The 15083-nt window shown below is 63.3% G+C and carries 10 protein-coding genes (1 of these 10 running past the window's edge); 1 reads left to right on the top strand and 9 read right to left on the bottom strand.

From position 1 onward, the window contains the following. Positions 1-1302: the 3' portion of a M23 family metallopeptidase gene (locus tag X735_RS151835; protein ID WP_023811173.1), read on the top strand. Its footprint begins 666 nt before the window's first position; 1302 of the gene's 1968 nt are visible here — the last part of the coding sequence; its start codon lies off the left edge, out of view; the stop codon is at positions 1300-1302. A gap of 6 nt (positions 1303-1308) precedes the next feature. Here the strand turns inward: X735_RS151835 and X735_RS151840 are convergent, their stop codons facing one another. The 9 genes from X735_RS151840 to X735_RS151880 all read right to left on the bottom strand — a co-directional run bounded on the left by X735_RS151840 (position 1309) and on the right by X735_RS151880 (position 14768). Beyond that, the gene (locus X735_RS151840; protein WP_023811172.1) at positions 1309-2868 is read right to left on the bottom strand and encodes an MFS transporter; all 1560 of its coding nucleotides are present in this window, start codon (positions 2866-2868) and stop codon (positions 1309-1311) included. Positions 2869-3088: 220 nt separating this feature from the next. Continuing rightward, positions 3089-4594, bottom strand: coding sequence for a L,D-transpeptidase family protein (locus tag X735_RS151845; RefSeq protein WP_023811171.1), 1506 nt, complete (start codon positions 4592-4594; stop codon positions 3089-3091). A 137-nt stretch (positions 4595-4731) separates the two neighbouring features. Further along, on the bottom strand, positions 4732-5097 hold the full coding sequence (locus X735_RS151850) for an MmcQ/YjbR family DNA-binding protein (RefSeq protein WP_023811170.1): 366 nt from the start codon (positions 5095-5097) through the stop codon (positions 4732-4734). Positions 5098-5212: 115 nt separating this feature from the next. After that, positions 5213-7819: an ATP-dependent chaperone ClpB gene (gene clpB / locus X735_RS151855; RefSeq protein WP_023811169.1), complete on the bottom strand. Its 2607-nt coding sequence runs from the start codon at positions 7817-7819 to the stop codon at positions 5213-5215. Positions 7820-8038: 219 nt separating this feature from the next. Next, complete coding sequence (locus X735_RS151860; RefSeq protein WP_023811168.1) at positions 8039-8962, bottom strand: DUF4167 domain-containing protein; 924 nt, start codon at positions 8960-8962, stop codon at positions 8039-8041. 303 nt (positions 8963-9265) lie between these two features. After that, positions 9266-10144, bottom strand: coding sequence for a peptide chain release factor N(5)-glutamine methyltransferase (gene prmC / locus X735_RS151865; protein WP_023811167.1), 879 nt, complete (start codon positions 10142-10144; stop codon positions 9266-9268). Beyond that, positions 10137-11216: a peptide chain release factor 1 gene (gene prfA / locus X735_RS151870; protein WP_023811166.1), complete on the bottom strand. Its 1080-nt coding sequence runs from the start codon at positions 11214-11216 to the stop codon at positions 10137-10139. The genes prmC and prfA overlap by 8 nt, the downstream gene beginning before the upstream one ends. Positions 11217-11226: 10 nt before the next feature. After that, complete coding sequence (gene ptsP, locus X735_RS151875; protein ID WP_023811165.1) at positions 11227-13431, bottom strand: phosphoenolpyruvate--protein phosphotransferase; 2205 nt, start codon at positions 13429-13431, stop codon at positions 11227-11229. An 83-nt stretch (positions 13432-13514) separates the two neighbouring features. Continuing rightward, entirely contained in the window at positions 13515-14768 is a 1254-nt protein-coding gene (locus X735_RS151880; RefSeq protein ID WP_023811164.1) for an aspartate kinase, read from the bottom strand. Positions 14769-15083: the final 315 nt, after the last annotated feature.

Below are 15083 nucleotides of genomic sequence, written 5' to 3'. Positions count from 1 at the left end.
GTCGCTTCGCTCCACTATGTCGACCCGCAGCGATTCGGCGAAGCTTTTGCCGAGAGCATGGCCGGCTCCTACGACGTCAAGATCGTGCCGGAAAATGTCTCGGTGGCGCCGCGAGCCACCGTTGACGACCAGGCGCCGGCTTTTGCCGAGGAAATCATCCCCTTCACCAAGGATCTCGACGTCACCGAGGCTTTTGCCGATTCGGGCTACACAGGTGAAGATGCCACCGGAATGGCCGAAGCCATCGCCAAGTTGCTCAATGCGACGGCGCTCAAGGCTGGAACCGTACTGCGTGTCGGCCTCGAGGTTCACGGCGATGCCGCCAAGGTCGTGCGCACCAGCGTCTATGACCGGACCCAGCACATCGTCACCATCGCGCTCAACGATCGCGGCCAGTATGTGCCGGCGCAGGAACCGGATCCGAACCCCGAATTGCTGACAGCCTTCGATGATTCGTCGGCGCCGGTCGTGGTGCGCGGCAACCTGCCCAACGTCTATGACGGCATCTACCGCGCTGCCTATTCCTACGGCATGTCCAAGGCGATGACGCAGCGGTTGATCAAGCTGCTGGCGTCCGACGTCGACTTCCAGTCCCGCCTCAGCCCCGCCGACCGCATCGAAGTCCTGTTCTCGCAGCCCGACGGCGACGACCAGACCTCGGACAACTCCGAGCTTCTTTACGTCTCGGCGACGTTCGGCGGCCAGACCCGCAACTTCTACCGCTTCCAGATGCAGGACGGCGGCACCGACTATTTCGATGAGGACGGTTCGAGCGCCGAGCAGTTCCTGTTGCGCAATCCCCTGCCCGCCGGGAAATTCCGCTCCGGTTTCGGCGCCCGCAGGCATCCCATCCTCGGCTATGTCCGCATGCACACCGGCGTCGACTGGGCAGCCCCCATCGGCACGCCGATCATCGCCGCCGGCAACGGCACGGTCGAGAAGGTCGGCTGGGCGGGCGGTTACGGCAAGCAGATCATCATCCGCCACGCCAATGGCTACGAAACGTCCTACAATCACCAGAGCGCCTTTGCCAAAGGCATCGAACCGGGCGTGCACGTCCGCCAGGGCCAGACCATCGGCTTTCTCGGCCAGACCGGCCTCGCCACCGGCCCGCATCTTCACTACGAGCTGATCGTCAACGGCACCAAGGTTGATCCGATGCGTGTCCGCCTGCCGGTCGGCAAGGTGCTGAAGGGCGATGACCTCGTTGCCTTCAAGCGCGAGCGCGAGCGCATCGACGAACTGCTGAAGCAGGAAGACAGCGATTCGCTGAAGGTTGCGAGCGCCAAGATCGACGGTTGACCCGCTTCAGCCTTGCTGATCTTCGGCCTGTCGCGGCCATGGCAATCGCTCACCGGGAATGGTCGTCCAGGCGATGACAGCCGCAAGCAGGCAAAGCAGCGCGGTCACCGAAGAGACCGCAGCAAAAGCGGCGTCGCTGGCGGCGAGCCTCGCCGCATCGATGGCCGGCGCAAGCCCGGCTGGCGCCGGTTCACCAAATCCTGGGATGCCCGGCGTTGCGCTCGCGTCCAGCGCATTCGCGTAAACCCATGCGGCAAGCGAGCCCATCGCCGCCACCGCGATCAAACCGCCGATGCGTGAGACGGCATTGTTGATGCCGGAGGCCGCCCCCGTGTCCTTGTCTTCCACCGCCGTCATGATCGCGGTCGACAAAGGCGATACGACCAGAGCCATGCCGAGCCCCATCAGCCCCATCAGCGGGAATGTTCCGGTCCAGAAATTATGGATACCGGCGTAGGTGAGCAAGGCCAGCCCGGCAAACGCGAAAGCCACGACCAGGCTGCCGCAGGCGATCGGAAAACGCGATCCGATCCGGTCCGACAGCTTGCCGACAGGTCCCGACAAAAGCGCGATCGCTGCCGACAAGGGCAGGAAGATGAAGCCGACCTCGGCCGTGCTCAGTCCCCAGCCGGCGATCAGCAGCATCGGCAGATAGAAAAGGTTGGCCGAAAGCGCGAAATAGAGGAAGAACGTCGCCACATTGGCACCGGCGAAAGCAGCGACACGAAACAGGCTGAGGTCGATCATCGGCTCACGCTGCCGAAGCTCGAAGAAGATGAAGACAGCCAGCAATACGACGCCTGCGGCAATGCTCGGCCCTGCCATGAGGCCCTCGCCGCTGGCGCTCATCGAGGTCAGCCCATAGGCAAGCGCGCCGAAGGCCAATGTCGCGAGCGCTGCACCGCCGAGATCCAGGCTGCGTTTCTCCGTCGGCGTATCGGCTGGAACCTTGGCCAGCAGAAGCCAGATCGAAATAAGCCCGAGCGGCAGGTTGATGGCGAAGATCGCCCGCCAGATGCCGTCGCCGAAGGCCGACAGCACGAAGCCGCCGAGCACCGGGCCAAGTGCCGTGGTCAGCGCCGAAGCCGCCGCCCAGATGCCGATAGCGCGGCCGCGTTCTTTCTTCGGGTAGGCCTTGGCGATGATGGCGAGGCTGCCGGGCACCATGATCGCTGCGCCAATGCCCTGGACGGCACGAAATGCGATCAGCACAATGGCATTCGGCGCCAGCGCACAGGCAAGCGAAGCGACGATGAACAGCGCAATGCCGGCCACGAAGGCGCGGCGTAGGCCGAATCGGTCGCCGGCGGCACCCCCGGCCAGGATCAGCGCCGACAGCGTCAACGCATAGGCATTGGAAATCCACTGCGCCTCGGCAAGGCTGGCGCCGACGTTGACGCGGATCGCCGGTGTGGCGATGGCCAGGATCGAGCCGTCTATGAAGCCAAGCGCCGAGGCCAGAATTGCCGCGATCAGCACAAATCGCCGCTGCGACTGCGGACAGAACGTCCCATTCCTGACCGGGCTGGTCAGCGGGACGGCGGCAGCTTTACTCGGTGAATGCATGAAATCTTGCTTAAACCCCTAGCGCACCGGCAACAACCAGCCAGTGGCTTGCTGTCGCTGAAACCAGCCGTTTGGCCAGGTCGCACTCTGTCAGGGCGCAAATGGCACAGTCATGCTGGCGCCGTTACACGCAGCCAGCGGGGATTTCGGTGAGGCGACCACTTGAAAGCTCGGTTTCATTCTGATCGTGCATCTGGTCTATGCCGCCGCACTTCACAGTTCACTGCTGCGCAAAATCATCGGCTGAAGGTCCGCCGACAAACTCCACCGTCACACCCGGCGACACCAGCTTGGCCAGTTCACGCGCATCCCAGTTGGTCAGGCGCACGCAGCCATGGCTTTCGGTCTTGCCGATCTTCGACGGATCCGGCGTGCCATGGATGCCGTAGGTCGGCTTGTCCAGGGCGATCCAGACCGAGCCGACCGGGCCGTTCGGGCCCGGCGGGATGGTCAGGACCTTGTCGTTCTGGCCCTGCTTGAAATTGATGCTGGGGTTGTAGGTGTAGTTCGGATCGAGCGCGACGCGCGACACCGTGTGTATGCCGGACGGTGACGGCGTGTCCGATGAGCCGATGGTTGCGGGATAGGCCGCGACCAGTCTGCCGCCGGCATCATAGGCGAAAACCTCTTTCTTGTCCTTGTCCGCGACGATGCGGGCCACCGGCGTCGAAACCAGTTTTCCGAAATTGGCGACCTTGATGGTTGTGCCGGGACGATTGAAATCGACGTCCGGGTTGAGCGCTTTGAGATAATTCTCGTCCATGTGGAAGCGCTCCGCGAGCGCCTCGGTCACGGACGTATAACCCATGCGGTCGAGTTGCGCCTTCTGGCTGTAGTCTTCCGGGATCGACGCGACATAGGGACCGGCCGCATCCTCCGCTGTGATCGTGTAGTTGGCGAAGGCATCGCCGCCGGATTGCGCAAGTGCCGCCTGGATGGCGACCGCGTCGGTCGATCGCAGATTGGCGCCGGTGATCTGGTTGTAGGCAGCGAGCGCCTTGTCGACATTCGAACCGAAACGCCCGTCGATGACGCCAGGCGAAGCGCCACCCCGGTCGAGCAGCACCTGAAGGGCGGCGACATCCTGGCGCGCTCCCAGCGAAAGTGCCGGGGCAACAGTGGTCTTGTCGCCAGCCTTTGGTGGCAGAGCCGCCTGATCGGCGGGTATCGCCGGCTGGGCAGGGTCTATCGAGGCCTCGTTCAGCGGCTGGCGCTTGATGGTGCCCGGCTTCGCCGGCTGCGGCGCGTCGGGATAATTGTCGTCGTAGCTGCCATCGTCCTGCGGTGGGGTAGGATAGGCTTCGACGGAATTGTCCCCATAGGGATCGTACTCGTCCGCCGGCGGCGGGATAACGCGGCCTTCCTCTTCCAACTGCTGGCGGCGGAACCGCGCCATGTCTTCCGGATCGTCGAGATAGTAGCGGTCGTCGCCGTCGGGGGCGCGGCCCAATTCGCGCAGTCGTGTCTCCCGGCGCAGGGCACGACGGTCGAGCCGGGTCTGCGGCGGCTGGATGGCGATGACCTTGCCGGTATCGGCATCGACGATGACGCGGTTGCCTCTAGCGTCGTAGTAGATGTCGAGATTGCCGTCCTGGGCGATAAGGATGCCCCCGGTATCGGCGGCACGGACAATCGGTGGTGCGCTGTCCTGCGTTGGGGCAGCGATTGCATTGGCAGACAAAAGCCCGCCGGCAAGTACCGAAAGGGTGAAGATCGTACGCAGCATAGTGGCGAAACTCTCCGGTCCGTAATTGCCGACGCCCGTGGCGAAGCCCCTCGCCAGCAAACCAGTTACCCACCATATGGTTCCAACATGAACCGGGCATGAAGATGGCGGTTTTCCGGCGCCTCGAGGAATATAGACTAGCTTGCGGCAAGTCCTAATTCCTTGCGCGCCTGCCTGGTCAGTTTCAGGGCTACAAGGCGATGGCTCTCGCGCAAATAGTCCTTCAGCGCGGCATCATCCATACTCTGGCTTGTCCGACGCTGGATCCATGTCATGCCGCGCGAGGCAAGATAGGGCGCGGGCCGCAGGCCCGGCTGCTCCTTGAGCACGTCATAGGCGATATCGGAGCATTTGAAGGTGACGAAGAGCTGCTGGCCCTGGTCCCAGCCGCCGATCGCGAAGATCTTGGCCCCGATTTTCCAGACATGGGCGCCGCCCCACTGGACGACATGGCTCGTCGCGGGCAGCGAGGCGCAGAAGCTGTTGTAATCGTCCAGTGTCATCCGCGCCCGCTTTTTTGCGCATATCGCCCAAAAGTGGCCCCGGTTTTGGGAGAACGACATGCATATGACAAAGACCTAAAAAGCCGCGCGTCCGGGATGGACGCGCGGCTTTGGATCAGGCTGCCACTTCCGCCGCGACGATCGTCGGTTTCGAGCGGAAGTTCAGCCGGTCGGAACCGGCTGTCACCTTGACGGTCGAGCCGTCGAGGATGTCGCCGAGCAGGATCTTCTCCGCCAGCGGGTCCTGCAATTCCTTCTGCATCACTCGCTTCAGCGGTCGCGCGCCATAGGCAGGGTCGTAGCCCTTGGCCGCCAGCCAATCGACCGCCTCTTGGTCCAGCGAAAGTGTGATCTTGCGATCGACAAGCAGGCTCTCCAGCCGCTTGAGCTGGATCTCGACGATGCGGCCCATATCCTGCCGGCGCAGCCGGTGGAACAGAATCACCTCGTCGACGCGGTTGAGGAACTCCGGCCGGAACGACGCCCTGACGACACCCATCACCTCGTCGCGAACCAGATCGACGTCCTGATCCTCGGTGAGATTGACAAGATATTCGGCGCCCAGGTTCGACGTCATGATGATCAGCGTGTTGCGGAAATCGACCGTGCGGCCCTGCCCGTCGGTCAGGCGGCCGTCATCGAGCACCTGCAAAAGCACATTGAACACGTCCGGATGCGCCTTCTCGATCTCGTCGAACAGCACGACCTGATAAGGCCGGCGCCGCACCGCTTCGGTCAGCGCGCCGCCTTCCTCATAGCCGACATAGCCGGGAGGTGCGCCGATCAGCCGGGCGACCGAGTGCTTTTCCATGAACTCCGACATGTCGATGCGCACCATCGCGCTCTCGTCGTCGAACAGGAAGCTCGCCAGCGCCTTGGTCAATTCGGTCTTGCCGACGCCCGTCGGTCCGAGGAACATGAACGAGCCGATCGGCCGGTTCGGATCCTGCAAGCCTGCGCGGGCACGCCGCACGGCCTTCGAGACAGCTTGCACCGCCTCGCCCTGGCCGACGACGCGCTTGCCGATCTCGTCTTCCATGCGCAGCAGCTTGTCGCGCTCGCCCTGCAGCATCTTGTCGACCGGAATGCCGGTCCAGCGCGAGACGATGTGGGCGACATGATCGGGGGTGACCACCTCTTCGACCATGCCGGCTTTGCCGTCCTGGGCCTCGGCCTCCTTCAGCTTCTTTTCCAGCTCCGGGATCTTGCCATAGGCAAGCTCGCCGGCGCGCTGGAATTCACCCTTGCGCTGGGCAATGGCAAGGTCGTTGCGCGCCTCGTCGAGCTGCTTCTTCAGATCGGCGGCAAGCCCGAGCTTCTGCTTCTCGGCCTGCCATTTGGCGGTGATCTCGGTCGATTCTTCCTCAAGGCCGACGAGTTCCTTTTCCAGGCGGGCAAGCCGATCCTTCGAGGCGTCGTCCGTCTCGACCTTCAGCGCCTCGCGTTCGATCTTGAGCTGCATGATGCGGCGATCGATCTCGTCCAGCGCCTCGGGCTTGGAATCGACCTGCATGCGCAGCCGCGATGCGGCTTCGTCGACCAGGTCGATCGCCTTGTCCGGCAGGAAGCGGTCGGCGATGTAGCGGTTGGACAGCGTCGCCGCCGCCACCAGCGCCGAATCCGAAATACGCACCTTGTGGTGCTGCTCGTATTTTTCCTTCAGGCCGCGCAGGATCGAAACGGTGTCCTCCACCGTCGGCTCGTCGACGAACACCGGCTGGAAGCGGCGGGCAAGCGCTGCATCCTTCTCGACATGCTTGCGATACTCATCGAGCGTGGTGGCGCCGACGCAGTGCAGCTCTCCGCGCGCCAAAGCCGGCTTCAACAGGTTCGACGCATCCATGGCGCCATCCGCCTTGCCGGCGCCGACCAGCGTGTGCATCTCGTCGATGAACAGGATGATGTTGCCGTTGGCCGAGGTGACTTCGGAGAGCACTGCCTTCAGCCGCTCCTCGAACTCGCCGCGATATTTGGCGCCGGCAATCAGCGCGCCCATGTCGAGCGCCATCAGCTGCTTGTCCTTCAGCGATTCCGGCACGTCGCCATTGACGATGCGCAGCGCCAGGCCCTCGGCGATCGCCGTCTTGCCGACGCCGGGTTCGCCGATCAGCACGGGATTGTTCTTGGTGCGGCGCGACAGCACCTGGATGGTGCGGCGGATCTCGTCGTCACGCCCGATCACGGGGTCCAGCTTGCCGGCACGGGCATCCGCGGTCAGGTCGCGCGCGTATTTCTTAAGCGCGTCGTAGCCCTGTTCGGCACTCGCCGAATCGGCGGTGCGGCCCTTGCGGACGTCATTGATGACCTGGTTGAGCGCCTGCGCGGTGACGCCGGCCTTGGCCAAGATGTCGGCGGTCTTGGCCGATTTCTCCATGGCGAGCGCCTGCAAGAGCCGCTCCACCGTGACAAAGCTGTCGCCGGCTTTCTTGGCCAGTTCCTCGGCGGTCGAAAACACTTTTGCCAGCGGCTGCGCCAGATAGAGCTGGCCATTGCCGCCTTCCACCTTGGGCATCGCTTCGAGCGCCGTCTCGACGCCAAGCTTGACGTCGCGGACGTTGCCGCCGGCGCGTTCGATCAGCGACGCGGCCAGGCCCTCATCGTCGTCGACGAGCACTTTCAGGATATGTTCAGGAGTGAATTGCTGATGGTTGCGGGAAAGCGCCATAGTCTGCGCGGACTGGATAAAGCCGCGCACGCGCTCTGAGTATTTCTCAAGGTTCATATCTGTCTCCTTCCATCACCGGCCCGCTTTGCGGCACCGGATCCGATTGCGGTGACGGACCCGCCCATTCGAGCCGGGTCCAGTTGAGGCTGATATGGTGCACAAGCTCCGAACCCTCAAGACGTCTCGATATCGGCAACTTCATAATATTGCACGGCCGCCCAAACGAAAACGGCGGAGATTTCTCTCCGCCGTTCAATGCCTTGAAATGCCGTTCGATCAGTTGTCGATATCGACATTGACCGGCTGGGCATTGCCGCTTTCGACCGGGGCCGCCTCGGCACTTTCGCCACCGCCGTCAGCCTGATCGGCGTTGACGCGCGGGCGGCGCGGACGACGCGGACGACGGGCAGCCCCGCTTTCGGCGGCCGCCTCGTTGAGTTCGGCCTGGGCGGCAAGACCTGCCGGGGAAAGATTCTCGAACGACGGAGCCGGTTCGGCCGGCGCTGCAGATTCGGTCGGCGAAACGGCTTCGCCCTGAACCGGGGGCTCGTTGCCCTGAGGCTGACCACCTTGTTCCACGGGTGAACCAAAGTCGCGCTGGCCGTTCTGGCCATAACCGCCATTGGGGCGACGATCGCGATGGCGCCCGCCATTGTTGTCGCGGCCACCATTGTTGCGCCCGCCATTGTTATCACGGGCCTCGCGGCCACCTTCCCGGTTGAGCGCAACCTCGGCAGGCGTCCCTTCGATGACCGGCTGCGGGCCGGCGCCATGGTTGATCACCGGGATCTGGACGTCGGAAACAGTGTTGCTGTTGTTGTTGCCGCCATTGTCGAAATCGTCGCGATCCTCGTCGCCGTCATCGTCGAAATCGTCGCGATTCTGCTGCGCGTTCTGGATCGGCATCTGCGCCTGTGCGGCCGCGATGATGCGATTGTAGTGCTCGGCGTGCTGGAGATAGTTCTCCGCCATGACCCGGTCGCCGGAGCTGTGAGAATCGCGGGCAAGGGTGGCGTATTTTTCGGCGATCTGCTGAGCCGAACCGCGGATCTTCACATCCGGGCCATTGCTCTCGTAGTTGCGCGTCAGGGGATTAGGCCCCTTGCGGTTGTTGTTGTTATTGTTGTTGTTGTTGTTACCACCGCCGCCGCCACTATTGTTGCGACCGCGCATGCGCCTGTTCTGCTGTTGTGGCCTCATCAAACTCTCTTCATTTTGAAATTTTCGAAAAACTCTTCACGAACGGAGGCGCTCATGCAGCCAGCCGTTTCGTCTCTTCACCGGCGTTCGCCCGCATCGATTGCGTTGGCGCCACGTGCCATCCTGTTCCGGTTACATCACTTGCCGGACGATTCCCGCACGAAGCTTGGGCATCGTTTGCGCAAGAAGGCAGCTATTTCCAAGGAAAACCGAATCGCTAAGAGCACTGCCTGCTTCGTCTCATCCGGTTAAGGCGACCCTAGCCGCATTCCCCGGCATTGCCAAGCGCTTTTTTGCACTGCGTCAAGGCTTTATCCTTTCAAAGACAACAACCCTGTCGTTTCCACCGAGGTCACGAAAAGCACCGCCCGACACGTAGCCGGCTGCAGCGAATATCTCGCAGACCTCGTTGCGTTGCGTATGGCCGATCTCGACCGCAATCCTGCCTTCAGTTTCCAAAAACCTTGCCGCTTCCGCTGTGATGGTTCTGTAGGGGTTCAGACCGTCCGCACCGCCATCCAGGGCCAGGCGCGGGTCGAAATTGCGGACTTCGTCCTGCAGATTTCCAATGTCTTCCGTGGTTATATAGGGAGGGTTTGCGACAATTACATGGTACCGGCCGGAAACTTTTTCGAACCAGTCCGACTGCAGCGCCGTGAACCGGCCTGCAAGACCCAGTTGCCCGGCATTGCGCGCCGCCGTCGCCAGCGCACCCGCGGACAGATCGACGCCCGTGGCGTTAGCCGTCGGCACGACACTGAGCAGCGCCAGCGCAATGGCGCCGGTGCCGGTGCCAAGATCGAGGATGCGGCACTCGCCTTCCCGCGCCGCAACTGCCTTGACGAAGGGCAATATCGCCTCGACCAGCGTTTCGGTATCCGGCCGCGGCTCCAGCGTTTCCGGCGACAGCGACAGGCGCAAACCGTAGAATTCACGATAGCCGAGGATGCGATGCACCGGTTCGCCGCTAGCGCGGCGTCTCAAGGCGGCATCGATTTCGGCAACAACGCCGGCGCCGAGCCTGCGTTCGGGGTCCGCAATGGCTTGCGTGCGCGTGGTGCCGGAAAAATGCTCGACGATCAGCCTCGCATCGAGCGCTGGATCATCGATAGCGGTAGCGGCAAGCCGAGCCTGCGCTTCCCGCAGAAACTGCCCCAGCGTCTCGGGCAGTTGATCAGCCATCGATGCCGATGTCGGCGAGCAATTTCGACTGGTGATCGGCGATCAGCGCGTTGATGATCTCGTCGAGTTCGCCCATCATCACCCGGTCGAGCTTGTACAGCGTCAAATTGATGCGGTGGTCGGTGACGCGGCCTTGCGGGAAATTATAGGTGCGGATGCGTTCCGAGCGGTCACCGGAACCGACCTGTGACTTGCGCGATTCGGAACGCTCCTCGTCGGCCTTGCCGCGCTCCAGATCATATAGCCGGGCCCGCAGGATCTGCATGGCCTTGGCGCGGTTCTGATGCTGCGATTTCTCCGCCTGCACGACCATGATGCCGGTCGGCAGATGGGTGATGCGGACGGCCGAATCGGTGGTGTTGACGTGCTGGCCGCCCGAACCCGAGGCGCGCATCGTGTCGATGCGGATGTCTTCGGCCCTGATGTCGATGTCGACCTCTTCGGCTTCGGGCAGCACCGCGACGGTTGCCGCCGAGGTGTGGATGCGCCCGCTGGCCTCGGTTGCCGGTACGCGCTGCACGCGGTGCACGCCGGATTCGAATTTCAGATGCGCAAAGACGCCCTTGCCCGACACGGTGGCGATGATTTCCTTGTAGCCGCCGGCATCGCCATCGCTGGCCGAGGCCGTCTCGAAACGCCAGCCGCGTTCGGCGGCGTAGCGCTCATACATGCGAAACAGGTCGCCGGCGAAAAGCGCCGCCTCGTCTCCGCCGGTGCCGGCGCGGATTTCGAGAATGGCGTTCTTGTCGTCGGCGGCATCCCTGGGCAACAGCAGGATCTGGATGTCCTTCTGCAGCGCCTCGATACGGTCCTCGACGTCCGGCAGCTCGGCCTCGGCGAGCGCCCACATCTCGGCGTCGGTGCCCTTGTCGGCAAGCATGGCTTCGAGGTCGGCCTGCTCACGCTCGGCCAGGCGCAGTGCCCTGACCTTGGCAACCATGTCCTGGATTTCGGCATATTCGGACGCCATGCGAACATAGGCATCCGGCGCCGGGCCGGCTGACATCTGCGCTTCGAGCATCTCGAAACGCTTGACGACTTGATCCATACGATCGCGGGGCAAATTGACCATGATGAGGCTGCTATAACGGGATCGAACGGTCGTCGGCAAAGGCCTGCAGCAGCGCTCGCATCGGCAAGCCCTGTGCCGGAGCCATCAGATTGTCGACGAAAAACGCCTCCAACTCGTCCAGCGGCAGTTCCGTCAGCATCGCCTTGACCGGACCGATCGAGGCCGGCGACATCGAGATCGAGCGGAAACCGAGTCNAGACGTGTGCTCTTCCGATCTCTGCTTGAGCACGCGCAGGAACGGCGCCGACAGCGTGTCGAAGCGGTTGGCCAGTTGCGTGTTGCCGCGGTCAACGGCCATGACGAACTGGAACAGGTCGTTCGAACCGACCGAGACGAAATCGACCGCCTTCATCAATTCATCGAGCTGGAACAGGAGCGACGGCACTTCCAACATGGCGCCCAGCTTCAGGCTGGTCGGCAAATGATGGGCAAAGCGCGACAAATGCCGCACCTCGCGGTCGATGATCTCGCGTGCCTGGGCGATCTCGCCCAACTCGGTCACCATCGGCAGCATCAGCTTCAATTCGCGGCCGCCGCTGGCCTTGAGCAAAGCGCGGATCTGGGTGCGCAACAACCCTGGCCGGTCGAGCGTCAGGCGGATCGCCCGCCAGCCAAGCGCCGGGTTCTCTTCCTGGATCGCACCCTTGAAATAGGGCAGCACCTTGTCGCCGCCAATATCGATGGTGCGGAAGGTGACCGGCTTGCCGCGCGCCGCCTCGAGCACGTCGCGGTAGAGCTTTTCCTGGGCCTCGGCCCGGGGAAAAGTGGAAGCGACCATGAATTGCAATTCGGTGCGGAACAGGCCGATGCCGGCCGCGCCCGCTTCGGCAAGCTGCGGCAGGTCGACGGCAAGACCGGCATTCATCAGCAAATCGACCTGGACACCATCCCTGGTCGTCGACGGCTTCTTGCGCAGCTCGCGGTAGACCTCTTGCCGGCGCGCCCTGAAACGCACCTTTTCGGCGTAGGCGGCCTCGAGATCTGGCTGCGGCCGCAAATGGATCACGCCCTCTTCGCCGTCGACGATGATGGCATCGCCGTTTTCCGCCATGGAAACGGCGCCCTTCATTTGGCCGGCGACGGGGATGCCCATGGCACGCGCGACGATGACGACGTGACTGGTCGCGGCACCATCCTCGAGCACCAGCCCGCGCATCTTGTCGCGGGGATAATCGAGCAGCTCGGCGGCCCCCATCGAACGGGCAACGATGATGGCATCCTTCGGCAGCGATGCGGCGACATCTTCCGGCCCGCGCCCCATCAGCTGGCGCAGCAGGCGGTTGGCGAGGTCGTCGAAATCGCTCATCCGCTCGCGCAGATAGGGATCGGTCATGTGCAGCATGCGGGCGCGCATGTCGCTCTGCACCTTTTCCACCGCCGCTTCGGCCGTCAGGCCGTTGCGGATGGCCTCTTCCAGCCGCCGCACCCAGCCGCGATCGTTGGCGAACATGCGATAGGCTTCCAGCACCTGGCGATGCTCGCCTTCGAAGGCGACGTCGCGGCGTTCCAGCATGTCGTCGATGGACAGCCTGAGCGAGCTGAGTGAGGTCTCGAGCCGGCGGACCTCTTCCTCGCTGTCTTCGTTGAACAGATTGGTGACGACGATGCGCGGCTCGTGCAGCACCACATGGCCAAGCCCGACGCCCTCATTGAAGGACAGGCCGGTGAAGCTGACAGGACGGCGCAGATCGAGTTCGAGGCCGGGCCGGGTCAGCCGCGCCAGATCGCCGGTGGCGATCATCTCGGCGATCACCATCGCCGTGGTTTCCAGCGCCTCGACCTCGTCGTCGCGGTAGTGGCGCATGGTCTTGTTTTGCACCACCAGCACGCCCAGCGTGCGCCCTGCCCGCAGCACCGGCACGCCGAGGAACGAGTTGTAGATCTCTTCCCCGGTCTCCGGCAGATAGGCGAAGGCAGGGTGTTCCTGCGCATTGGACAGGTTGAGCGGCCGCGCGCTGGCGGCGATCGTGCCGACCAGACCTTGGCCCAGCCGCAACTGCGCCAAATGGACGGCGTTCGGGTTCAGACCTTCGGTGGCATAGAGTTCGAGCACCGAATCGGCGCGCAGCACATAGAGCGAGCAGACTTCCGCGACCATGTTGGAGGCGATGTCGCGCACAATCCGGTCAAGCCGCTCCTGCGGCTCCAGCGGCTCCTGCATGAGCTCGCGGAGCCGTTTGAGCAAAACGCGCGGGCCACTGGCCTGATCACGCATCGCGGCTTGTTCTCCAATGGGCATTCTGCCCGCCGCAGTTTCCACCGCGACCGGCGCACACGCAACAACTCAAATCGTTCTCGCTACTGCTTATCCAGACCGTAGACGGAATGCAAAGTACGAACCGCAAGTTCCGTATACGGACCGTCGATCAGGATCGAAATCTTGATCTCGGAGGTCGTGATGGCGCGGATGTTGATCGATTTGTCGGCCAGCGCCTTGAAAGCGGTGGCGGCGACGCCGGCATGGCTCCTCATGCCGATGCCGATGACCGAAACCTTCGACATGCCGGCTTCCGACTGCACGACGTCGTAGCCAATCTCGGCTTTTAGCCGTTCAAGCACGGCCAGCGCCTTGTCGACATCGCCCGACGGCACGGTGAAGGTCATGTCGGTGAACTTGCCGTCCTCGGAAATGTTCTGGACGATCATGTCGACATTGATGTTGGCCTCGGCCAGCGGCCCGAAGATGCCGGCGGCAACGCCCGGCCGGTCGCCGACCCGGCGCAGCGAAATCTGCGCTTCATCCTTGGCGTAGGCAATTCCGGTGACGACCTGCTGTTCCACGATCTCTTCCTCGTCGCAAATGAGCGTTCCGGGCGGATTGAGCAAATCCCCCATTCCGGGCGCGTCGGGATCGTCGAAGGACGACCGCACGAAGGTACGCACCCTGTGCACCATGGCAAGCTCGACCGAACGCACCTGCAGAACCTTGGCGCCGAGCGAAGCCATTTCAAGCATTTCCTCGAACGAGATCTTGGCCAGCCGCCGCGCCTTGGGCTCGATCCGCGGATCGGTGGTGTAGACCCCGTCGACATCGGTATAGATGTCGCAGCGATCGGCCTTGACCGCCGCGGCGATGGCGACAGCACTGGTGTCGGAGCCGCCGCGGCCGAGCGTGGCGATGCGATTGTCCGGGCCGATGCCTTGGAAACCGGCGATCACCGCCACCTGGCCCTCGCCGAAGCGCTTGATCAGGAACGCGCCGTCGATGTCGAGGATGCGCGCCGCGCCATGCGCATTGTCGGTCTTGATCGGGATCTGCCAGCCCTGCCAGGAGCGGGCATGCACGCCCATGTTCTGCAAGGTGATGGCCAGAAGGCCGGCCGTGACCTGCTCGCCGGAAGCGACGACCGCATCATATTCGCGTGCGTCATGCATCGGCGAGGCCTCACGCGTCCAGCCGACCAGTTCATTGGTTTTCCCGGCCATCGCCGAAACGACCACCGCCACCTCATGGCCGGCGTCGACCTCGCGTTTGACGTGACGCGCCACGTTGCGGATGCGGGCGATGTCGGCGACCGAGGTTCCGCCGAATTTCATCACGATGCGCGCCATGGGAGCGAAATGCCTTTGCCTGAAGCCGAATCCCGGCCAAAAGCCGGAATCCCGAAAAGCGGAAGGCCGGCTGACGCCGGCCGCTGAATGCGCGGCCTCCTTAGCCAAATGATGAAGGTTTCGCAAGACTGGCGGCCGATTGCCGGCTCCGGAAGCCGGCATATTGCCTTCCGCCCCGCCGCCGCTTACGAAATGCAGCCTGCGGGGAATTCTTTTGGTTCGGCATAACAGATGATGATTGCTCGTCTTCGACGTGCCATGCGATGGCAATCGCTCCCGCTCGTCGCCGGCTTTGCCGTGCTGGCGCTGATTGTC

It is taken from the genome of Mesorhizobium sp. L2C084A000 (genome assembly GCF_000502875.1).
Lineage (GTDB): Bacteria > Pseudomonadota > Alphaproteobacteria > Rhizobiales > Rhizobiaceae > Mesorhizobium.
Note: the sequence above shows the minus strand (reverse complement) of the source record. Positions and strands in the feature narration are given on the sequence as shown.